The organism is Paraburkholderia caribensis, from assembly GCF_002902945.1.
Lineage (GTDB): Bacteria > Pseudomonadota > Gammaproteobacteria > Burkholderiales > Burkholderiaceae > Paraburkholderia > Paraburkholderia caribensis.
On record NZ_CP026103.1, the window covers coordinates 1,267,034 to 1,289,599 of the forward strand.

Sequence of the window (22,566 nt, forward strand, 5' to 3'; positions counted from 1 at the left end):
GCGCCGCTTGTGCGCGTTATTCGTGCGCGCCGAGCGGCTGCGGCAACGGCCCCGCTTCGTCCTCGTCCATCCGCGCGCTCTGCCCTGCTTTCAGCCGGGCACGCCTCGCCCACATCGCCGTCAGGATCGGTACGAGAATCGCGGTGACGAGACACGCGGTGGCGACCATCGCCGTCGCTGCCGGCACCATCGGCTTGAAGCGCGGAATCATCTCGCCGATGATCGACGGATTGGCGACGGCCGCGCCCGCCGTCGACGATGCCGCCAGACCCGCCGCGCCATTGCCGCCCGCAATATAGCGGTCGGCGAGAATCAGCGGAATGCCCGTGATGACGATCACGCCGAGCCCGAGCAGCACGCCCGGAATGCCGCTCTTGACGATCACGTTCAGGTCGATGCCGTTGCCGAGCGCAAAGCCGAAGAACGGAATCAACGGCACCACGCAGCGGCCGAACAGTTCGCGCAGCGCGCTATCGAGATTGCCGAGCGTGAAGCCGATGACGAACGGCAGCACCGCGCCGATGAACAGCCGCGGCTCGAAGAACGCGACGCCCGTCGCGCCGAGAATGATCATGCTGACGAGCGGCCCCGATTCGATCGACATCAGCACGAACGCGCCCGCTTCTTCCTTCGTGCCGTACTGCTGCATCACGGCGGCATAGAGGCCGCCGTTGGTCATGTCCATCGAGGTCGTGATGGCCAGCACCGACAGCCCGGCGAACAGCCCCGTCTTGATGCCGTCTATAGGCAGCAGCGAAGACGCGACGATCGTCGCGAGCCACGCGACCAGCATCTTCGTGACGAGCAAAGTGCCCGATTTGCGCAGCACGGTGCCCGTGGCGCGCAGATCGATGGTCGCGCCCATGCAGAAGAACCAGACAGCGAGAATCGGCACGGTGCCCGTGATCAGGCCATTCGTGAACGACCCAAAATACTTGCCGGCGCCAGGCGCGAACGAATGCACGCACGCGCCGAGCAACAGCGGTATCAGCATGAGACCACCCGGTACGCGGTCGATTACCTTCTTCAGTTTCATGTCTCCTCCATACGACGCCAGGCCGGCGATGGGAACGGCGGAAAGCTCCGGTATGGTCCGGCTACATCCACCTGTCCGCGGACTATAGCATCGACAAAGGAACGATGTTCCGTTTTTGTCGGCACGCAGATTAATCGTTTACCCTGCTATGACAGTTCATCTCCCGCAATATGGATATCTGGCGTTTTCCTTATTTCGGACCGACGTTCCGATTATACTAGACTGCGCGCACAATCAACCCGGAGGCGGCGTCCAGCGTGCCGCCCGGCAGTGGAGGAGACATGGAAGTCAGGCAGAGCATCAACAGCGAATACGCAAAAACGCTCGACACGGCAGGCCTCAGAAAAGAGTTTCTGGTCGAGAAAGTGTTCGAGCCGGATGCGCTCGCGCTCACGTATAGCCATATCGACCGGATCATCGTCGGCGGCGCGTTTCCGCAGACGCGCGCCGTCGAAGTGCCCAGCTCGCTCGGCAAGTCGATCGGCGTCGGCTATCTGCTGGAGCGGCGCGAACTCGGCGCGATCAATATCGGCGGTGACGGTTGGGTCGAGGCGGACGGCAAGCGCTTCGCGGTGCGCAACGAGGAAGCGATCTACGTCGGCAAGGGCACGCAGTCGCTGACCTTCGGCAGCGAGGATGCCGCGCATCCCGCGAAGTTCTACCTGAACTGCGCGCCCGCGCAGGCCACGTATCCGACGCGCACCATCACGCTCGCCGAGGCAGCGCCGCAAACGCTCGGCGATCCCGCTACGAGCAATCGCCGCACGATCTACAAGTTCATCGTTCCCGAAGTGCTGCCGACCTGCCAGCTGTCGATGGGCATGACGAAGCTCGAACCCGGCAGCCTCTGGAACACGATGCCTTGCCACACACACGAGCGGCGCATGGAGGTCTATTTCTACTTCAACGTCGCCGACGATGCCGCCGTCTTCCACATGCTCGGCGAGCCCCAGGAGACGCGGCATATTCTCGTGCACAACGAGCAGGCCGTGATCTCGCCGAGCTGGTCGATTCACTCGGGCGTCGGCACGCGCGCCTATACGTTCATCTGGGGCATGGTCGGCGAGAACCAGGTGTTCAGCGACATGGACCATCTCGCCGTGCGCGATCTGCGCTAGATGCAACGCAGGCTTTCATCGAACAGGAATCGCGCATGACTTCGCACCCTTCGCAACCTTTGCGTCCCTTCGATCTCAGCGGCAAGGTCGCGCTCGTCACGGGCAGCAACACGGGGCTCGGCGCGGGCATGGCGCGCGCGCTCGCGGCCGCGGGCTGCGACATCGTCGGCGTGAGCCGTTCGGACGACAGCGACACCGCGCAACAGGTGAAGGCGCTGGGCCGCCGCTATGTCGGCGTGAGCGCCGACCTGTCGGACATCGCACCCGTCGACGACATCGTGCGCGCGGCGCTCGAAGCCTGCGGGCGCATCGACGTGCTGGTGAACAACGCGGGCATCATCCGGCGCGCGGACGCGCTCACGTTCAGCGAGGACGACTGGGACGCGGTGATGAACGTGAACCTGAAGAGCGCGTTCTTTCTGGCGCAGGCCGTTGCGCGCCATTACGTCGAGCGGGAGCAGCGCGGCAAGATCATCAACGTCGCGTCGATGCTGTCGTTCCAGGGCGGCATCCGCGTCGCGTCGTACACGTCGTCGAAAAGCGGCATGCTCGGACTCACGCGCCTGCTTGCCAACGAATGGGCCGCGCGCGGCATCAACGTGAATGCGATCGCGCCGGGCTACATGGCGACGTCGAACACGGCGGCGCTGCGCGACGACGAGCAGCGCAACAGCGAGATCGTCGCGCGCATCCCGGCGGGACGCTGGGGCACGCCTGACGATCTCGCGGGGCCCGTCGTGTTTCTGGCGTCGCCGGCTTCGGACTATGTGCACGGCCATACGCTCGCTGTCGACGGCGGCTGGCTCGCGCGGTGATGTGATTTGATGTGAATTGCGCGGCGCACGCGGTATATTTCGGCGATCAGAAACATCGTTGTGGAAGGACGCTGCGGGCAACCGCTGCGCAGAGACTATGGCAGCCATCGACAAACTCAAGACCACGGCCGCCGCGCCCCGCAAGCGCGCCGCCGCCCCGCCCGCGTCCGACGCGGACGCCGCCGACAAAGGCGAATCGCTGTCGTCGATCGCGCGCGTGTTCGCGATCCTCGGCGCGATTGGCGACAGCGGGCAGATTGGCATCAGCGAGCTGTCGCAACGGCTTTCGCTGTCGAAGACGACGGTGCATCGCGTGCTGCAGACGCTCAGGGCGCTTGGGTATGTGACGCAAGAGGTCGAGACCGAGCGGTATCGCCTGACCATCCGCCTGTTCGAACTGGGCGCGAAGGCGCTGGAAAGCGTCGATCTCGTGCGCGAGGCCGACATCGAAATGCGGCGCATTGCGGGCGCGACGCGTGAGGCCGTGCATCTCGGCACATTCGACGAAGACGCGATTATCTACATTCACAAGATCGACGCCGACTATGGGTTGCGGATGCAGTCGCGCATTGGGCGGCGCAATCCGTTGCATAGCACGGCGATTGGCAAGGTGTTGCTGGCGTGGATGGAGCCTGCTGAAGCGCGCGAGGTGTTGTCGCATGTCGAGTTTCGCAAGTCGACGGCGAAGACGCTGGCCTCTGCCGATGCCGTGATGAGCATTTTGCCGCAAGTGCGGGCGCAGGGTTATGGCGAGGATATCGAGGAGCAGGAAGAAGGCTTGCGATGTCTGGCTGTGCCTGTGTTCGATCGATTCGGGCGTGTGATTGCGGGGCTTTCTGTGTCGTTTCCGACCATGCGGTGCGGGGCTGATACCAGGTTGCATTACGTGGGTTTGCTCAAGGCTGCAGGGGCTGCTGTGTCGGCGCGACTCGGGTATCGTGAGCAGGCGCAGGAGGCGGCTGAGGTCACGCATCCGGGATGAGGGAGGAAGGCGCCTTTGCGGCGCGGGCGGTCTGGTTCTGTATCCGCGATGCGGTGGGTGTTGTGCGAGCGGTTTGGTTGTTCTGGGGTTTGCCCGCTGGGATTTGGGTTGTTTTGGCTTTGTGCTGGCATCCGCGTTACGTTAGCGTGCTTCACGCGGTGCCCCCTGTGCGTTTGCCTTTGCGCTGGCATCCGCGATTCGTTAGCTCGCTTCAGGCGTCGCCCCTGTGCGTTTGCCGTTGCGCTGGCATCCGCGCTTTGTTAGCTCGCTTCACGCGTCGCCCCTGTGCGTTTGCCGTTGCGCTGGCATCCGCGCTTTGTTAGCTCGCTTCACGCGTCGCCCCTGTGCGTTTGCCGTTGCGCTGGCATCCGCGCTTTGTTAGCTCGCTTCACGCGTCGCCCCTGTGCGGGGCGGCACCTACTTTTCTTTGCCGCCGCAAAGAAAAGTAGGCAAAAGAAAGCGGCTCACACCGCCAGCGCTAATTCTTGCCTGAGGGCCCCCAAAGGTTCTTACGCTTCACACGGCAATCACGTGACCCACGTTTGTTGCTAACGCTCTTGCGGTGCGCCTCACCCGCTTCACGTTCCCGCGTCACGGCACGCCACGCCAGATAGTCCACGGCCGCCAAGGTGGCAAACTGTGTGTCGGCCCTCGGTGCTCCACACGCTTCACTCCAGACCGATTGCGCACGCGCCCCACCCGGTAAGAGCGCCAAGCCATACGACGCGACAACCTACACACAGTTTGCCACCTGGGCGGCACATACCATTCGCTGCCGCTGGCTCATGTACGGGTGTTTGAAGTGGGTGAGGCGCTTATTCAGCGCGCTGGCAACGCGCACGAACGAGGGCGCTGGCGGGTGAAGCGTGGGGCCGTTGGGGGCCCGTGGACAAAGGTCAAGGGCTGGCGGTGTGAGCCGCTTTCTTTTGCCTACTTTTCTTTGCGGCGGCAAAGAAAAGTAGGTGCCGCCCCGCACAGGGGCGACGCCTGAAGCGAGCTAACAATTCGCGGATGCCGATACCCCAGATGCAGATTCATCTCCGCACCCATCGCGCGTTCGATAATCGCCTTGTTAAACGCCAGCATCAGATCCTGCACCTCGGTCGGCGTCATCGGCCCCTTGACCAGCTCGTCCAGCAGTGCTTTGGGCAGTTCAGGCAGCGGCCCTCGGGCCGCTGCCTGAGACGCCACCGTGCGTTTCTTCTTCATTGGCATATCCATGACTTTTACCTCTCATGATATGCCTCGCCCACAAAATGACGGATAGGCCCCGGATGCCAGCGCAAAGGCAAATAAACCAAACAGCATGCGCAGCAAACCCCACCTCGCGAAGGCGCAAAAAAAACCTCACCGCGGGAAACCCCGCAAATACTCCCCAAGAAAATCAACAAACGTCCGCAACTTAACAGACAACTGATTCCTCTCAAGATAAATCGCATGAATATCCGCCCCGGGCAGCGCCCAATCAACCAAAAGCGGCACGAGCACGCCCCGCTCCAGATACTCCCCAACTTCCCATTCCGAACGCACAACAACACCCCGCCCTTCAAGCGCCCAGTGCAGCACTGCACTACCATCATTACTGGCGAGCGGCCCATCCACCTTCACAGTCTCCACGCGCTTGCCGCGTGAAAAGTGCCACGTCCCATAAGCCGACTCATTCTCGCGCAGCACGATACACGCGTGCCGCGTCAGATCATGCGGCAGCGACGGCATCCCATGCCGTTCCACATACGCGGGCGACGCGCACACGATCCGCCGGTTCTTCATCAACAAGCGCGCATTGACTCGCGCATCCGGCACCTCGCCAAACCGGATGCCAAGATCAAAACCCTCCTCCTGCAAACTCATCGGCCTGTCGGTCAGATGAAGCTGAATCTTCATCGACGGAAAACGCGCGACGAAATCGGAAATCGCAGGCGCAATCCGCGCACGGCCAAAACCAAACGACGCATTCACCCGCAACAACCCCGCCGGTTCAGCGCGGCTACGCGTCACCAGTTGTTCGAGTTCCTGCAACTCGTCGAGTATCCGCGAGCCATTCGCGAGGTATAGCTCGCCCTCCGGCGTCAGGCTCAGACGCCGCGTCGTACGGTTCATCAGGCGCACCCCGAGCCGCCGCTCGAGTTGCGCCAGGCGCTTGCTGACAGCCGGCGGCGTCACGCCAAGCTCGCGCGCCGCCGCTGCCAGATTGCGATGCCGCGCAACCAGCGCGAACAGATTCAGATCTGAAAAGCCATCCATTTTCACCGTCTCCCACCAACGTGATTCGTTCCTTGCAGTTACGACCGGAATGCATTCAAGGAAACCCTATCGCCCGAGGCATCAATTAGACTCGATTCAACCTTGGGAGACAACGATGTTCGAAGGATTCACCGATGCGTCGGCCCACATCGACGGCATCACGATTCACGCAATCAAGGGCGGACGCGGTCCCGCGCTGCTGCTGTTGCACGGCCACCCGCAGACCCACGCAATCTGGCACAAGGTCGCGCCCGCACTGGCCGCCCGCTTCACCGTGATCGCCGCCGACCTGCGCGGCTACGGCGACAGCGGCAAACCGCAAGGCATGGCGGATCACGCGAACTACTCGAAGCGCCGCATGGCGCTCGATCAGGTCGAATTGATGCGCGCTCACGGCTTCGCGTCGTTTGCCGTGATCGGCCATGACCGCGGCGGGCGCGTGGCCGCGCGCATGGCGCTCGATCACCCCGACGCCGTCGAACGCCTCGTCACGCTCGACGTCGCGCCGACGCTCGCGATGTACGAGAAGACCTCGTTCGATTTCGCCCGCGCCTACTGGCACTGGTTCATGCTGGTGCGGCCCGCGCCGTTTCCGGAGACGCTGATCCGCGCGGACCCGGACCTCTATCTGAAGCAGACGATCGGCGCGCGCAGCGCAGGGCTCGCGCCGTTCACGGCCGAAGCCTACGCCGAATATCTGCGCTGTCTGTCCAACCCCGCGACCGCGCATGGCATCTGCGAGGACTACCGGGCAAGCGTCACGATCGACCTCGAACACGACCGCGCGACGCTCGCCGCGCATGAGCAGATCAAGTGCGGCTTCCTCGCGCTATGGGGCGCACACGGCGTGATCCAGCAGTGCTTCGCGCCGCTTGCGGAGTGGCGGCCATACGCACCGCAAGTCCAGGGCGAAGCACTGCCCTGCGGCCACTACATCCCGGAAGAAGCGCCGCAACTTTTACTGGACCGCGTGCTGCCCTTTCTTGGCGCGTGACGCCAACACAAGGAAACTCATCTCATCATGTCGAAACGAACCCTCTACCAGAAGCTCGTCGAGTCGCATCTCGTCTCGCGCATCGACGAACACAACGTGCTGCTGTACGTCGATCTGCATCTGATGAACGAATACACCAGCCCGCAGGCCTTCAGCGCGCTCGAAGCGCGTGGCCGCGCGGTGCGCAGGCCACGCCAGCAACTCGCCGTCGTCAGTCACATCATTCCGACTCACGCCGAAACGCCGCGCGTGATCCGCGACGCCGCATCGCTCGTGCTCGCGCAGAATCTCGCGCGCAACTGCGAGCGCGCCGGCATCCGCCTGCTCGCCGCGAATGATCCGATGCAAGGCATCGAGCACATCGTCGCGCCCGAGATGGGACTCGTGCGGCCCGGCATGGTCGTCCTGTGCGGCGACAGCCACACCACCACGTACGGCGCATTGGGCGCGCTGGGATTCGGCATCGGCACGTCCGAAGTCGAGCATGTGCTGGCGACGCAAACCCTCGTCTACCGGCTCGCGCAGACCATGCGCATCGTGATCGACGGCACGTTGCCTTATGGCACGTCATCGAAAGACGTCGTGATCTGGCTGCTCAGCCGCATCGGCGCACAGGGCGCGCGCGGCTACGCGGTCGAGTTCGCGGGATCGACCATCGCGTCGCTGTCGGCGGAAGCGCGCATGACCTTGTGCAACATGACCGTCGAAGCAGGCGCGCGCGCCGCGCTGATCGCGCCCGACGCGACCACCTTCGACTACGTGCGCGCACACGCCAGAACGCTCGACGAAGCCGCGTGGCAAGCTGCCCTCGACGACTGGCGCGCGCTTCGCTCCGACGACGACGCGCACTTCGACGCCGAGCACCGTTTCGACGCACGCGACATCGCACCGTTCGTCACGTGGGGCACGAGTCCCGACCAGGCCATCGCAATCGATGCGCGCATACCCGGCGAAGCCGAACAGCCTTCACGCGAAGCCGCCGCGTCGCTGCGCCGCGCGCTCGATTACATGGGACTCGAAGCACGACAGCCGCTGGCCGGCACGCGGATCGATCGTGTCTTCATCGGATCGTGCACGAACGGGCGTATCGAAGATCTGCGCAGCGTCGCGCAGATCGTGCGCGGCAAGCGTGTCGCGCAAGGCGTGCGCGCGATGGTGGTGCCCGGCTCCGGCAGCGTGCGCCGCGCGGCAGAACGGGAAGGCATCGCGCAGACGCTGATCGACGCCGGCTTCGAATGGCGCGAGCCCGGCTGCTCGATGTGCCTTGCGATGAACGACGACATGCTCGACGAAGGCGAGCGCTGCGCATCGACGACCAACCGTAATTTCGAAGGACGCCAGGGGCGCGGCGGCCGCACGCATCTGATGAGTCCCGCGATGGCAGCAGCCGCCGCGCTGACCGGCTGCATCACCGACGTCCGCACACTGGAGGCACACACACAATGAACCGCTTGACGATTATCGAAGGCAAGGCTGCGCCGTTGCCCATCGACAACCTCGACACCGATCAGATCATGCCGAAGCAGTTTTTGCGCGTCGTCGACAAGGCCGGTCTTGCGGAAGGATTGCTGTACGACCTGCGCTTCGATGCGCAAGGCTCGCCGCGCGCCAACTGCGTGTTCAACCAGCGCGCCTGGGACGGCGCGCGCATCCTGATCGGCGGAGCGAACTTCGGCTGCGGGTCGAGCCGCGAGCACGCGGTCTGGGGCTTGCAGCAATACGGCTTTCAGGCAGTGATCGCACCGAGCTTCGCGGAGATTTTCTATTCCAACGCGATGAACAACCGGCTGCTGCTCGTGCAACTCGAACGCGACGCAATCGATGCACTCATGCAGGCTTCGACTCAAACGCCTGAATCGACGCTGCGCATCGATCTCGAACGGCAGACCGTAACGAGTGCGCCAGGACTGACCTACACGTACCCGCTCGGCGCGCGCCACAAGCAAATGGTGATCGAAGGCATGGACACGATCGACCTGTCGCTCGCGTCGCTGGCCGATATCGAGGCGTTCGAGCGCGCGCATTTCGCGCGGCACACGTGGGCGCAAGTGCTATGAAAGCCGCGCCGCCGTCGCCATAGCGGCTTCGACGGCCGCATCGCCCTGTTCCATTCAGATACGCCGATTCCCTTCCGACTGCAGAAGGGAACGGCCCCGCTTTGCCCCGAAAAACGGAGGAGACATGAAGCGCAAACCGTTCTACAAGGTTCTTTATATCCAGGTGCTGTTCGCCATCGCCGCGGGCGTGCTGCTCGGACACTTCGCGCCGCATGAAGCCGTCGCGCTGAAGCCGCTCGGCGACATGTTCATCAAACTGGTGCGGATGATCATCGGGCCAGTGATCTTCTGCACGGTCGTGACGGGCATCGCCGGCATGCAGGACATGAAGAAGGTCGGACGCGTCGGCGGCAAGGCACTGCTGTATTTCGAAGCCGCGTCGACGCTCGCGCTCGCGATCGGACTCGTTGCCGCGCATGTGCTCAAGCCAGGCAGCGGCTTCAACGTCGATCCCGCCACGCTCGACGCGAGCGCCGTATCGAGCTACGCGGCGCAGGCTGCGCATGGCGACGGCATCGTCGCGTTCGTCATGCACGCGATCCCCGACACCTTCGCCGGCGCGATGACGCAAGGCGATATCCTGCCCGTGCTGGTGATCGCGATGCTGTTCGGCTCGGCGCTAGCCGTGCTGGGCGACAAGGCAGCGCCCGTGACGAATCTCGTCGAGACACTGTCGAAAGCCTTCTTTCGCATCGTGCATATGATCACGAGCCTCGCGCCCATTGGCGCGTTCGGCGCGATGGCGTTCACGATCGGCCGCTACGGCATCGTCTCCCTGCTGCCGATGCTCAAGCTGATCGGCTCGTTCTATCTGACGGCGGCCCTGTTCGTCGCGATCGTGCTGGGGCTGATCGCCCGGATGTGCGGTTTCAGCCTGTGGCGCTTTCTCGTCTATATCCGCGACGAACTGCTGATCGTGCTCGGCACGTCGACGTCCGAAGCGGCGCTGCCGCAACTGATGGAAAAGCTCGAACGGCTCGGCTGCCCGCGCGGCGTGGTCGGGCTCGTCGTGCCGACGGGTTACTCGTTCAACCTCGACGGCACGAACATCTATATGACGCTCGCCGTGCTGTTTCTCGCGCAGGCGACCAACACGCATCTGACCGTCACGCAGGAAATCACGCTGCTGCTGGTGACGATGCTGACCTCGAAAGGATCGACGGGCGTGACGGGCGCGGGTTTCATCACGCTGGCCGCGAGTCTGTCCGTCGTGCCGACCGTACCCGTCGCGGCGATGGTGCTGATACTCGGCATCGACCGCTTCATGTCCGAGTGCCGCGCGCTGACGAATATCATCGGCAACGGCGTGGCGTCGATCGTCGTGTCGGCTTGGGAAGGCGGCCTGGATCGCGACGCGCTCGCCGCCGCGCTCGGGCGCCGCGCTGACGATTCCCAGCACCCACACTTCGAGACACCAGCCGCAGCGCAAAGCACCGACATCGAAAAAGCATAACCTCGCGTTTTTCCTCATCACACAAATAGCGCGCAATGTGCGTTACATCGCATCCGGCCGGATCGATTGCTGGCAAGTTAATCCACATCATGTTGATCGTGCGGACGACGCGATGCGCGTCCGCTACCCGGGGTCGTCCCTGACAACCCTGGTAGAGGCGTGCAGCATGGGTGTATGTCAGGTTCCGGCGGGATGCTGATTCGCCTGCGGTCAGCACCGGACACGCGTACAGAGTTGTGTTTGCCGTGTATGACCACCAGCGAGGTAACAACCATGAGAATCAGCACATTGCTCGGGTCTGCGGCGTTGACCGTGGCCTTCGGGCCAGCCCTTCTGTCGGCCGCTGCGTGGGCTGACGGGCCGCGGTCAGCCTATGACAATGGCGGCGTGAGCGAGGCTTCGCTCGATCCGGGCGAAGAGCAGATGACCGCCGACGAGGAAAATAAAGCGCGTCTGAAAGATCTGAGCGACGCCTATCACAGCGGCTACAACGCCCGCGCGAAGGAGGATGCCGACACTTACGCTTCGTTGCGCGAGCAGTTGAAGCGCACGTCGAAGGCCAGTGCGCAGCAACCGCCGCCGTTGCCGTCCGACATGCCTTCCGACGACAACGCGCAGGTCCGGCGCGTGAATCAGCCGCACGTCGCGCAGCGGCAGTTGCAGACGCAAGCAGCTTACGACGATGACGACGCGGCACCCGTGCAATATGCACCCGCGCCGCCGCGTCCGCGCTACCGCCCCGCGACGGTCGTCTATACGCAGCCGCCGATGTACGACGGCCCTTCGCCCGAAGAGATGCAAACGGTGGTGTTCCAGCCGTATCAGCCGCCGCCCGTGCAGTACGTGCCCGTCTACCACCAGCCCGTCTACGTGAGCCAGCCGGTCATGCCGATGCAGTATGCGGCGCAGGTGCCCATGTACCGCCCCGGCTATTACGGCTACCGCGGTTACGGCGGCTGGTAGGACGAAGCAGCGCGTGTTGTCTGCATGCCGCGCCTTCGCAGGAAGGCGCGGCATGCGCACGTCCATGCGCAGCGTTGCTCTGCATCACCAGCCGAACTTCGCCTCGACGCCCACATAGTCCGCATTACGCGCCCCCAGCGCGCGTATCGAATCGCCGACTTCGAAGTGCACCGCTTCGAGCGCAAGCGCGACATTCGAACTGACGAGCCAGTCGGCGCGAACCTGCGCATACATCCCCGTCCAGCGCGTGCCCTTGCCGGCCGTGCCCGGCACCACGGCCGAACCCTGGCCGTAGATGGCATCGGCTGTCGTCGCGCGCCACTGGAAGCCGAGCGCCGTCAACAGCGTGACCTTCGGCGTCACCTTGAACGTGATCGACGGCTTCACGTGAATCAGGTTGCTGTAACCCGTGTAGCCCGCCAGCGTGAAGTAGTAGCCGTTGGGAAACAGCGGGTTGAAGGTGCCGAGGCGGCCGTCGCCCGGATGCCCGTCGCCCGATGCGCCGTCCACCTGCAGCCCGAGCCGCGGCGAGCCCGCGACCGTGGCAAACGTATAGCCGCTCAACACGCCGAACGCCCACGCGCGGATCGTGTCGTTGCCGACGTGGCCCGTCTGCAGCATCGTCTCCGCGTCCCAGTCGAACGGCGCGACCTTGCCCGCGTAGCGCACGTCGAACACATCGCGATGCTCGGTGCCCGTCGCATCGAGAAAGCGCGCGTTGTCGCGGTTGTAGCGCGACCAGTACGCGGACAGATCGCCCGGTCCCGTGTTCGCGCGCTCGACACGCACGCCGCTGAACGTCAGATGCCGGTTCGACACATCGTCGAAAGCCGTGACGTCGCGGTACTGCACGGGCTGCGTCATGTAGCCGATAAAGCGCCACTTGTCGATTTCATAATCGGCCCATAGCGCGTCGAACGCCTGGCGCACGTTGGGGCCGTCGCGCACCGACACGAAGCGCTGCAAGTCGAACGCCATCTCCTGGCGGCCGACGCGCGCCTTGAACGTGCCACCGCCCACGCCATAGACGAACGCGACAAATGCCTGTTCGATATCGAGCGGATTCTTGTCGACGGGTGTGACGGAATTCTTGCCAAACGGACGCGCGTCTTCGAACTGGAAGAACGCCTGCACATGCTCGCCGATGTGCGCGTCGGCATGCACCTGCGCGCGCTGGATCACGTAGCTGTCGGGCCGGGCGCTGCCAAGACCGAACAGCGGCGTGTTGTTCAACTCGAAGCGCTCGCGCAGGGTTGCGCCGAGCGACAGATAGGTCGACGGATCGCCGCCCAGCGGAATGTACTTGAGCGCGTCGAACGGCTTGCGCGGCACGCACGGCAACCCCAGCACCGACCAGTCTTCCTGCCAGCGGTTGAACGACAGCGACGACGGCCGCTTCGCGGTGCATTGCGATGCGTCGGCCGCACCTGTTTCCGCCGCGCCTGTCCCTGCCGTGCCGGCGGCGAGCGCGTTCGCGCCGTCCGCCAGACCGCAGATGGCGAGCGCGGCGCAAGCAGCCGCCTTTCTTGCGCGCCTCATTGAACGACGCACCGTCACTTCTTCAGGTCGTGAATCTCGGCGACATAGCCGCCGGGAAATTCGACCATTGCGCTGCGCCCTTCGACCGTGCCGCTCGCGGGCGACAGCACCTTCACGCCGACGCCTTGCGCCTTGGCGAGCGTCGCGTCGAGATCGGCGACCTGATAGCCCGTCGTCTCGCGGCCATACGGATACGGCAGCTTCCCGTCCGTCGCGAACACGAGCATGTTGCCGAAGCCCGACGCGATGCGCACGCGCCGGATCGTCTCGCCAGGCCGGCCGATTTCGCCGCCATCCGCACGGCGGTTATCGGAGACGACCTTGCCATGCGAGAAGCGCACGAAGCGCTTGATGAAGTTGTCCGCCGCCTGCGCGGACACGTAGACGCGATTGTCCGGCACCGTTTCGAGCGGACCATACGAAGGCGCCTTCGTGTGCCAGTACAACTGCATGTAGAGACCGCCCGGCCACTGGATGACGGCGTCCTTGCCGATCGGGTCGTCGAACGTATCGACGATCACGTCGGCGCCCGCCGCGCGCGCGGCGCGCACGGCCTTGTCGATATCGGTGACGAGATAGCCGGTCCGCTCGTTGCCGAACGGATACGGAACCGGCGTCTGGAACGCGAACACCGACAACATGCCCACGGGCGTCTGCACGTACTGCGAGGCGGTCTTGCTCGGCGTCGGCGTGACCGTGAACACGGCGCGCGGCGAAGCCTTGCCGCCGAACGTCGCGACGAAGCTGTCGACGAACGCGTCGATGTCCTGGTTCGACACATAGACGTGCGTCGTGTCGTACTGCGGCCCGACGGACACGACGGGCGTGCTCTTGCCCGCGCCCTGATGGTCGGCTTCCGCGAAGGCGGGCGAACCGGCCAGCGTCACGCCGAGCGCCGCAATCGACACGACAGCCGCGCGCAACATTCGATACATCTTGACGGTACTCATGAAAACACTCCTTGCTGGTAATGGTTGCTGCCGCGTCTCGTCATGACGCGCGGCGCGATCAGGTTTGCGCCGGCGCTGCGCCTGTGTTTCTCGACAGCACTGCGAGCACGCACAGCGCGGCGAGCGGCAACAGCAGCGCCCAGAATGACGCGAGCAGATACCCCGCCGCTCCCGCGCCTGCGCCAATCGCAAAGCCGGCCACGGGCGGCAGCGTGCGCCACAGCCGACTGCGCGCCGCTTGCCGCGCTTTCGCGTCGGCGGGTGAAAACAACAGATCGAACACATCGATCACGGCTTGCGTGACGTTGCCCGTCATCACCGTGTTCGCGACGACGGAGCGCGCCGTCAGGCGGCCATGCGCGTTCTGCACGCCCATCGCTGCCGCGCCGAGCAGCCCGCAGGCGATCGTCAGCGGCGCGTCGGAGTTGGTGATGGGCGCGGCCAGCACGCCCGCCGCCATGAAGCCCGTCAGCAGCGCCGCCTGCAGCACATACAGTGCGCAGGCGCGCACGCCATGTCCGCGCGCCAGCAACTGGTTGTCGAGGACGCGCGCGAGCACGATGCCCGCGACGAACGCGGGAAACGCGAGCCACTTGATCAGCAGCCCGCTTCCCGCGCCCGCCAGGCCCGAGCCGATCAGAATGAAATTGCCCGTCACGTGCGCAGTGAACAGCCCGAACAACGCGACGAAGCCAAGCGTGTCGACATAGCCCGCGATGCTCGCAAGCCAGGTGTCCTCGCCGGACACGTGATCGATCTGCGCCGCGCGTGGCGCCTGCGCGCCCACGCTCACTGGTCCTTGCTGCATGGCGAAGCCGGTTTGTTGCTGGCGACGGAGGGCGCACTTTGCGTCTGCGCGTCAGGCGTGCGGATCTGTGCCTGCACGAACGGAATGGCATGCTCGCCGATCACGATGCCGAGCAGTCCCGCGAGCGCGATCAGCGGCGGCGCGGGCGACTGCACGCGCACGAGGTAATACAGCAGGCCCACCACGAGGCCTGCGCCCAACGAAATCAGATATGACATGACTTGCTCCTTCGTTGCTTAGCCCGGCCGCTCACGGCGAGCCGGGCATCATCCCTGGCTGCGACGCGCGCGCGGACCCGGCGGCTGCCATGGCAAGCGCCGCGCGTGCGTCCGGGATGATCGATTCCATCGCCTGTGCTCACGCCTGTCGCTGCCCGGACGCATGCGGCCGCAGCGCAAGCCGGTAACGGCCCGCGCCGCCGATCGCAATGGTGCCGAACAGGATCAGCAGCATCCACGCGAATTGCCCTTGATCGAGTGTCCACTCGCGATGCACGAGGCCGAGCGCAATTGCGCTGACCAGCATGATCGGCAGCGCGGCAAGCCGTGTCGCGACGCCTGCGATCATCAGCAGCGGACACACCACTTCCGCGAAAATCGCAAAGGCCAGCGTCAGCGTCTTGCCGAGATGCAACGGGTCTTCGATCGCGCCGAGCTGGCTCGCGTAATGGAGCGCCTTCGGCAGTCCATGCACGAGCAGCACGAGCACGCTCGCGGTGACGCGCAGAAACAGCAGCGCGGCGTCGGGTGCGGAAAAGCGGTTCATCGCGCTCACGCGTCAAAACGCAAAGCAGCTGCAACCGAGCGCGCCCCAGAACGAGTTCGCGTCGCCGGCAGGCACGTTGCTGCGCCAGGCCCATCCATGCGCATGACGATGCACGCCGCACAGGTTCACGCACGCGTCGTTGCACGATTGCTGCAGCGGCGCAGCGGCGGGACGGTAGCGCGCATAGCCGCCGTACTCCGCGACGGGCGACCACGTCGGGCTGACGGGCAGCGCAGGCGGCGCGAACGTTTCGAACTCGTCGGCGGCATAGACGACGCGGCCGTTGACGACCGTCAGCACCGAGCTCAGATGCCGGATCGAATCTTCATCGACGGTGAAGTAGTCGTCGGACAGCACCGCGAAATCCGCGAGCTGGCCCGGCACCAGCGCACCCTTGCGGGTCTCGTCGTTCGAGAACCACGCGCTGCCGACCGTATAGCGCCGCAGCGCTTCCATGCGGTCGAGCCGGTCTTGCGCCGCGTACATCTGCGTGCCGCCCACCGTGCGTCCCGACACCAGCCAGTACAGCGAGACGAACGGATTGAAGCTCGCGACGCGCGTCGCGTCCGTGCCCGCGCCGACGGGCAGGCCGGCCTCCAGCATCTGCCGCACGGGCGGCGTGCGCGCAGCGGCTTGCGCGCCATAGCGCGCGATAAAGTATTCGCCCTGATACGCCATCCGGTGCTGGACAGCAATGCCACCGCCAAGCGCCGCAATGCGCTCGATATTGCGCTGTGAAATCGTCTCGCAGTGATCGAAGAACCAGCGCAGGCCGTCGAACGGCGTGTCGATGTTGACGCGTTCGAACACATTGAGAAAGCGCTCGATCGATTCGTCGTAAGTCGCATGCAGCCGGAACGGCCAGCGGTTCTGCACGAGCAGCCGCACGACGGCTTCGAGTTCGCTTTCCATCGCATCCGGCAGATCGGGGCGCGGTTCCAGGAAGTCTTCGAAGTCGGCGGCGGAGAACACCAGCATTTCGCCCGCGCCGTTCACCTTCAGGAAGTCGTCGCCGTCGCCGGGTTTCGTGACCTTGACCCACTTCGCGAAGTCTTCGATTTCCTTCTTCGCGTTCTGCGTGAAGAGGTTGTACGCGATACGCACGGTCAGCTCGTTGCGCTTCGCAAGTTCCATGATGACGGCGTAGTCGTCGGGATACGCCTGATAACCGCCGCCCGCGTCGATCGCGCTCGTCACGCCGAGGCGGTTCAGCTCGCGCATGAACTGGCGCGATGAGTTCATCTGATCGTCGAGCGGCAGCTTCGGACCTTTGGCGAGCGTCGCGTACAGCAGACCCGCATTCGGGCGCGCGATCAGCATGCCCGTCGGGTTGCCGCGCCTGTCGCGCTGGATTTCGCCGCCCGGCGGGTTCGGCGTGTCGCGGTCATAGCCGACGGCGCGCAACGCCGCTGCGTTCAGCAGCGCGCTGTCGTAAAGGTGCAGGATGAAGACGGGCGTATCCGGCGCAATCGCGTTGATTTCTTCGAGTGTCGGGCCGCGCTTCTCCGCAAACTGAAATTCGTTCCATCCGCCGACCACGCGCACCCATTGCGGCGCCGGCGTGCGCGCAACCTGCGCGCGCAGCATCTCGAGCGCATCGCGCAGCGACGGCACGCCGTCCCAGCGCAACTCGAGATTGAAATTGAGGCCGCCGCGAATCACGTGAAGATGCGAATCGTTGAGGCCGGGAATCACCGTGCGGCCCTTCAGGTCGATGCGGCGCGTCGAATCGTTCGCCCATTGCATCATGTCGTGATCATTGCCGCTCGCGACGATCTCGCCTTTCGCGACGGCGAGCGCCGTCACGAACGAACGCTTGTCGTCCTGCGTCGCTATCTTGCCGTTGTAGATCACCAGGTCCGCAATGCGGGCGGGCTGAATGGGTGCGGTCATCGTCGCTCTCCGTGAATCGTGGTCAGGCGTAATCCGCGCGCGACGTCAGCGACGCCGCGCGCGAATCAAAACCAAAAATGCTTTGAATCGATGAAGCCCGATCAGCCCGCTTCGCTCGCGTGCTCGCCGAGAATCTGCTTCGCGTAGCGCACGCCGATGCCGTATGCGCTGTGCGCCTTGAAGATGTCCATGCAGCCTTCGTACGTTTCGCCGCGCGCCCAGTCGCGTTGCAGCTCGCACATGAACTGCAGCGAGTTCATCGGTACCGCGCCCGCCTGGACGATGCGTTGCACCGCGCGCTCGTGCGCCTCTTCCGTGATGTCGCCGCATGCGTCCGTCGGCACATAGATTTCGAAGCCTTCGGCCAGCATCTGGATGGTCGGGAACGTCACGCAGACTTCCGTCCACAGGCCGGCGATCACGATCTTCTTGCGGCCCGTTGCCTTGATGGCGTCACGGAAGCCCTTGTCTTCCCACGAGTTCATCGACGTGCGGTCGATCGGCTTGGTCTCCGGAAACACCGCTTGCACTTCGGGCAGCAGATGGCCGCTGAACGAGTCGGCGGCGATCGTCGTCAGGATGGTCGGCACCTTGAAGAGCTTCGCGGCCTTCGCGAGAATCTGGACGTTGTGCAGGACAGTGGTGCGCTCGTGCGAGTGCGTGCCGAAAAACATCTGCGGCTGATGGTCGATAAGCGCGAGTGCGCATGTGTCGGGCGTCAACAGTTCATGTGCCATGAGTAACTCCATTTCGCAGGCATGCGAGAGACCCGCACGGTGGCCTGAGGGCAACCGCGCTAGCGTCCGGTTAGTGGATGAATCCAGTCGACGTCGCATCGGCCATGCGGATGCAAACGGTTTCCCCGCGCGGCTTGTGCGCGAGTTTCACAATGCCGTGCAGGCATTTCGACTTGCGAGAAGATTAGTGACGGGCGGACTTAAAGTCCTGATGCGCGCCTTAAACGTTATTAAGCGGCGTCATTAAGCGGCGTTGTAAAGTGCTGTTGTCAAGTGCCGTCGTCAGGCGCGAGACTGAACGGAAACGACACGCAGCGCGCCGCGCGGGCCCGGCGACGCATCGCGCGCCATGGTGCGCTCGACGCCGTTGCGCTGCTCCCAGTCGAGCGATGTCGAGAACCAGCGTTGTGCCTCGTCGTGACGCCCGAGCTTGCACAGCACGTCGCCCTTGATCCTGCATAGCTCGGCGTAGTACCAGCGTTCGCCGTTGTCGTCGGCGTGGCGCAGTGCCTCTTCAATGACGGCGAGCGCTTGCTTGTCGCGCGATGCGTTCATCAGCGCCACGGCGAGCTGCCCCTGCAACGGCGAAAGCTGCGCAAGATAGCCGGTCGTGCGCAGCGCGGAAATCGAGGCGGTCAACCGTTCGATCGCACTCGCTCCCGGGTTGGCGAGTGTCGCGAGCCATGCGTCGTAGCACGCGCAGCATGCGCTCCAGATCGCGAAGCCGAAACGCGTGGACAGCTCATTCAGCACGTCGATGCCATGACGCGCCGCGGCGAGGTCGCCGTTGAGCAGCGCAATCGGCACGAGCGCTTCGACGAGCACATAGCAGATGACGATTTCGTGGTCGTACTGCGCGGCCGAATCGAAGCAGCGCGCGGCGAGATCGTACGCGCCGCCGCGCTCGCCTTGCACCCAACGCACGCGCGCCAGCGTCGCGCGCGCGGCGATGCCGTGATCGACGCGCAGACCGGGTGTATGCCAGCGGCTCAGCGGCTTGACTTCGTACTCTTCGATCATCCGCTCCAGCAGTTCGCGTGCACGACGCTGGTCGCCTGCATAGTGCAGCGCGATCCCTTCGACGCGCCCCGACAACACGACATGCGTTGCATTGCCGCTGCTGCGCGCGAAATCGCCGAAGCGGCGCGCGCACGTCAGCGCATCGCGCGCGCGTCCGCTGTACTGATGCCAGTTCCACACGCCCCAACGTGCCCGCGACGCGTAGTCGGCATGGCCGGCCTGCATCGCCTCGTCCAGCACGAGCGTCCAGGCCTCGCGCGTTTGCGCGAGCGGGCCTTCTATGTAAACGAGCGCGGCGGCGAGCGCCGACATGAGCCGCAAGCGCGCTTCGACGCGCGTGCCGCCGTCTTCCTGCGCGCCAGAAGGCACGAAGCGCAGCGCCGCGCGCGCCCGGCTGCAACATTCTTCGACCAGCGACAGCTCATAGAGATAAGGCACGGTGACGGCCGCGAGCGCAATGCCCGTCGCGTGATCGCCGCGTTCACCCAGTGTCCAGTCGAGCGCGGTGCGCAGGTTGCCGAGCTCGCGCGTGAACTCGCCGAGCCACTCGACGACGGGCCGCTCGGCCCAGCGCTTCTGCGCCGTTTCGAGCAACTGCAGAAACAGCACCGCATGCGCGTGCGCGGCGGCCAGCCGCTCGCCGTTGTCGTCGAGTTGCTGGAGCGCGTAGGCGCGCGTCGATTCGAGCAAACGGTAGCGATACGACGAGCCTTCGAAGTCCGTCGTCAGCAACGAGCGCGATACGAGACCGCTCACGGCATCGAGCGCTTCCATGCGCGTGAGCCCGGCGTGCTCCGCCATTGCGCAGGCGGCGTCGAGCGTAAAGCCGTTGACGAACATGCCCAGCCAGCGCAGCAACTTCTGTTCGTCGCTGCTCAAGAGACGGTAGCTCCAGTCGAGCGTCGCCTTGAGCGTCTGATGACGCGGCAAGGCCGTGCGCCGGCCGCCCGTGAGGATGCGGAAACGGTCGTCGAGATGCTCGGCCAGCAGGCCGATGCCCAGCACGGCCGCACGCGACGCGGCCAGTTCGAGCGCGAGCGGAATGCCGTCGAGCCGGCGGCACACTTCACCCGTCAGACGAATGCTGGTTTCGTCGAGCGAAAAATGCGCGCCGTCGGCTTGCGCGCGCGCCAGAAAGAACTGCACGGCGGGCGTGCGCAACACGTCGGTGCCGGGATCGTCCCGGGTCGGCACGGACAGCGGCGGCACCTGATAAACGATCTCGTCGCGCGCGCGCAAGGCTTCGCGGCTCGTCGCCAGCACACGCATGCGGCTGCCCGCGCCCGTCAGCGACTCCGCGATGGCGGCCACGATCTCCAGCACCTGCTCGCAGTTGTCGAGCACCACCAGCGCCTCGCGGTCACGCCATTCGGCGGCGATCTGCGCGAGCGCCGTGCGGCTCGCGGAAAGCCGGCTGCCCATCGCGAAGGCGAGCGCGTCGAGCGCCGACGGCGCATCGATCACGGCCGCGAGCGGCACGAACACGACGCCGTCGGCGAACTCGTGCTGGATCCTGTGCGCGACTTCCACCGCGAGCCGCGTCTTGCCGATGCCGCCCGTGCCGACCAGCGTCACGGCCTGATGGGCGCGCAACGCGGCCGCCACGCCTTCGAGCGCATCCTGCCGGCCGATCAGTTCCGGCACGCATGCGGGCAACGGCTGACGCGAAGGCCGCGCGGCGTCGGCGCCGGCCGATACGTCCTCTTGCGCGGCGGACGGCGCGCTGGCGCCGTCGCGCGCGTCGGCCTCGTCATGCATGACCAGACGGTAGCCACGGCCGGGCACCGTGCGCAGGCGCTCGCGCTCGTCGCCGAACGCGCGGCGCAGCCCGGAGATATGAACCTGCAGATTGTTCTTTTCGACGACCGTGGTCGGCCAGACGACGCGCATGATCTCGTCTTTCGATACGAGTTCGCCGTCGGCGGCGATCAGCAGCGCGAGGATGTCGAACGCGCGGCTGCCGATCGGGACTCTCTGCCCATCGAGACGCACTTCGCGATGATCAAGTGAAATCTCGAGTTGACCGATCTTGATCGTCATCATCTGAGTGGTGATGTTGAGGACGGCGGAGCTTGCAACGGCAGTAGCACAACCATGAAGGGCTCGCACTATACGACGCCATATCGACATGAGCTGTGACGATTGCAGTCATGACGGCACGAAACGACAAGCGGGACCGGCTGCAAAGCAGTGTACAACGAACAAAAGCCGCCCGGCATGCCTGACGGACGGCGTTCTCGATGATTTGCGGCATGCACGTCGATGCGCGCGACGGGAATGCCCGGCTGGTTACTGCTTCAGGAACGCCAGCAGATCGGCGTTCACCTGCTCGACATGCGTGCTGCACATGCCGTGCGGCGCGCCCGCATAGACCTTCAGCGTCGCGTCCTTCACCAGCTTCGACGCAAGCCTGGCCGAAGCGTCGACAGGCACGATCTGATCGTCGTCGCCATGCAGGAAGAGCGTTGGCACGTCGATCTTCTTCAGGTCGTCTGTATAGTCGACTTCGGAGAACTGCCTGATGCACTCGTACTGGCCTTTGATCGAGCCTTGCATGCCCTGGCGCCAGAAGTCCTGGACCAGTCCTTGCGAGACCTGCGCGTCCGGACGGTTGAAGCCGTAAAACGGCGTCGCGAGATCGAGATAGAACTGCGAGCGGTTGGCCGCCACGCCTGTACGAATTCCGTCGAATACGGACAACGGCAAGCCGCCTGGGTTAGCGGCCGTCTTGAGCATCAGCGGCGGCACGGCGCCGATCAGCACGGCCTTCGCGACCCGCTTCGAGCCATGACGGCCAAGGTAATGCGCGACTTCGCCGCCACCCGTCGAATGGCCGACCAGCATCGCGTTCGTCACGTCGAGTGCATCGAGCACGGCGGCGAGATCGTCCGCGTAGGTGTCCATGTCGTAGCCGCCCGAAGCCTGGCCTGAGCGCCCATGACCACGCCGGTCGTGCGCGATCACGCGATAGCCCTGGTTGGCGAGGAACAGCATCTGCGGGTCCCACGCATCGGCGGACAAGGGCCAGCCGTGCGAGAAGACGACGGGCGTACCCGAACCCCAGTCCTTGTAGAAGATGTCCGTGCCGTCCTGCGCCTTCACGAAGTTGTCACGCTGATTGTGCGCGCTCATAGAGTGTTCTCCGTCGTTGCATCGCCTCGCGCACGCTGGCGCGGCGAGGTCTGGTGTCAA

General features: G+C 64.8%; 19 protein-coding genes and 1 pseudogene. 8 read left to right on the top strand and 12 right to left on the bottom strand.

Annotated elements, in window-relative coordinates:
- Positions 1 to 16: 16 nt before the first annotated feature.
- On the bottom strand, positions 17 to 1,036 hold the full coding sequence (gene kdgT, locus C2L66_RS35255; RefSeq protein WP_054932400.1) for a 2-keto-3-deoxygluconate transporter: 1,020 nt from the start codon (positions 1,034 to 1,036) through the stop codon (positions 17 to 19).
- A 281-nt stretch (positions 1,037 to 1,317) separates the two neighbouring features.
- On the opposite strand from kdgT, the gene kduI reads away from it, so the two are divergent.
- The 3 genes from kduI to kdgR all read left to right on the top strand — a co-directional run bounded on the left by kduI (position 1,318) and on the right by kdgR (position 3,951).
- A complete protein-coding gene (gene kduI / locus C2L66_RS35260; RefSeq protein WP_060608497.1) occupies positions 1,318 to 2,154 on the top strand; it encodes a 5-dehydro-4-deoxy-D-glucuronate isomerase in 837 nt (278 codons plus the stop codon).
- A gap of 35 nt (positions 2,155 to 2,189) precedes the next feature.
- On the top strand, positions 2,190 to 2,969 hold the full coding sequence (gene kduD, locus C2L66_RS35265; RefSeq protein ID WP_060608500.1) for a 2-dehydro-3-deoxy-D-gluconate 5-dehydrogenase KduD: 780 nt from the start codon (positions 2,190 to 2,192) through the stop codon (positions 2,967 to 2,969).
- 97 nt (positions 2,970 to 3,066) lie between these two features.
- The gene (kdgR, locus tag C2L66_RS35270) at positions 3,067 to 3,951 is read left to right on the top strand and encodes a DNA-binding transcriptional regulator KdgR (RefSeq protein ID WP_054932403.1); all 885 of its coding nucleotides are present in this window, start codon (positions 3,067 to 3,069) and stop codon (positions 3,949 to 3,951) included.
- Positions 3,952 to 4,914: 963 nt separating this feature from the next.
- On the opposite strand, the pseudogene C2L66_RS35275 reads toward kdgR, so the two are convergent.
- Both C2L66_RS35275 and C2L66_RS35280 read right to left on the bottom strand, forming a co-directional pair.
- Positions 4,915 to 5,172 (bottom strand): annotated as a pseudogene (locus C2L66_RS35275) (IS256 family transposase); the annotation flags it as partial.
- Between the two features lie 126 nt (positions 5,173 to 5,298).
- Positions 5,299 to 6,195, bottom strand: coding sequence for a LysR family transcriptional regulator (locus tag C2L66_RS35280; protein ID WP_054932404.1), 897 nt, complete (start codon positions 6,193 to 6,195; stop codon positions 5,299 to 5,301).
- Between the two features lie 115 nt (positions 6,196 to 6,310).
- On the opposite strand from C2L66_RS35280, the gene C2L66_RS35285 reads away from it, so the two are divergent.
- From C2L66_RS35285 to C2L66_RS35305, 5 genes are all read left to right on the top strand, one after another.
- Positions 6,311 to 7,189, top strand: coding sequence for an alpha/beta fold hydrolase (locus tag C2L66_RS35285; protein WP_060608503.1), 879 nt, complete (start codon positions 6,311 to 6,313; stop codon positions 7,187 to 7,189).
- Positions 7,190 to 7,216: 27 nt separating this feature from the next.
- A complete protein-coding gene (gene leuC, locus C2L66_RS35290) occupies positions 7,217 to 8,635 on the top strand; it encodes a 3-isopropylmalate dehydratase large subunit (protein ID WP_060608504.1) in 1,419 nt (472 codons plus the stop codon).
- Positions 8,632 to 9,246 carry a 3-isopropylmalate dehydratase small subunit gene (gene leuD / locus C2L66_RS35295; RefSeq protein WP_060608507.1) on the top strand — a complete coding sequence of 205 codons (615 nt, stop codon included), beginning with the start codon at positions 8,632 to 8,634 and terminating at the stop codon, positions 9,244 to 9,246. The genes leuC and leuD overlap by 4 nt, the downstream gene beginning before the upstream one ends.
- A gap of 124 nt (positions 9,247 to 9,370) precedes the next feature.
- Positions 9,371 to 10,699, top strand: coding sequence for a dicarboxylate/amino acid:cation symporter (locus C2L66_RS35300; RefSeq protein ID WP_060608510.1), 1,329 nt, complete (start codon positions 9,371 to 9,373; stop codon positions 10,697 to 10,699).
- A 273-nt stretch (positions 10,700 to 10,972) separates the two neighbouring features.
- Complete coding sequence (locus C2L66_RS35305; RefSeq protein WP_060608513.1) at positions 10,973 to 11,662, top strand: hypothetical protein; 690 nt, start codon at positions 10,973 to 10,975, stop codon at positions 11,660 to 11,662.
- A gap of 84 nt (positions 11,663 to 11,746) precedes the next feature.
- On the opposite strand, the gene C2L66_RS35310 is transcribed toward C2L66_RS35305, so the two are convergent.
- The 9 genes from C2L66_RS35310 to C2L66_RS35350 form a co-directional block, all read right to left on the bottom strand.
- Positions 11,747 to 13,201 (bottom strand): alginate export family protein, encoded by a 1,455-nt coding sequence (locus C2L66_RS35310; protein ID WP_233445054.1) that lies wholly within the window; start codon positions 13,199 to 13,201, stop codon positions 11,747 to 11,749.
- A gap of 14 nt (positions 13,202 to 13,215) precedes the next feature.
- Positions 13,216 to 14,151 (bottom strand): hypothetical protein, encoded by a 936-nt coding sequence (locus tag C2L66_RS35315; RefSeq protein WP_060608518.1) that lies wholly within the window; start codon positions 14,149 to 14,151, stop codon positions 13,216 to 13,218.
- 58 nt (positions 14,152 to 14,209) lie between these two features.
- Complete coding sequence (locus C2L66_RS35320) at positions 14,210 to 14,959, bottom strand: YoaK family protein (protein ID WP_060608523.1); 750 nt, start codon at positions 14,957 to 14,959, stop codon at positions 14,210 to 14,212.
- Positions 14,941 to 15,177 (bottom strand): DUF1427 family protein, encoded by a 237-nt coding sequence (locus tag C2L66_RS35325; RefSeq protein WP_060608524.1) that lies wholly within the window; start codon positions 15,175 to 15,177, stop codon positions 14,941 to 14,943. Before C2L66_RS35325 ends, C2L66_RS35320 begins: the two co-directional genes overlap by 19 nt.
- Positions 15,178 to 15,316: 139 nt before the next feature.
- Positions 15,317 to 15,724 (bottom strand): DoxX family protein, encoded by a 408-nt coding sequence (locus C2L66_RS35330; RefSeq protein ID WP_054932413.1) that lies wholly within the window; start codon positions 15,722 to 15,724, stop codon positions 15,317 to 15,319.
- Between the two features lie 12 nt (positions 15,725 to 15,736).
- Positions 15,737 to 17,617 (bottom strand): amidohydrolase, encoded by a 1,881-nt coding sequence (locus C2L66_RS35335; RefSeq protein WP_060608527.1) that lies wholly within the window; start codon positions 17,615 to 17,617, stop codon positions 15,737 to 15,739.
- Positions 17,618 to 17,718: 101 nt separating this feature from the next.
- On the bottom strand, positions 17,719 to 18,354 hold the full coding sequence (locus C2L66_RS35340) for a hydrolase (protein ID WP_054932415.1): 636 nt from the start codon (positions 18,352 to 18,354) through the stop codon (positions 17,719 to 17,721).
- A 282-nt stretch (positions 18,355 to 18,636) separates the two neighbouring features.
- A complete protein-coding gene (locus C2L66_RS35345; protein ID WP_060608531.1) occupies positions 18,637 to 21,417 on the bottom strand; it encodes a winged helix-turn-helix domain-containing protein in 2,781 nt (926 codons plus the stop codon).
- Between the two features lie 246 nt (positions 21,418 to 21,663).
- Positions 21,664 to 22,506, bottom strand: coding sequence for an alpha/beta fold hydrolase (locus C2L66_RS35350; RefSeq protein WP_060608534.1), 843 nt, complete (start codon positions 22,504 to 22,506; stop codon positions 21,664 to 21,666).
- Positions 22,507 to 22,566: the final 60 nt, after the last annotated feature.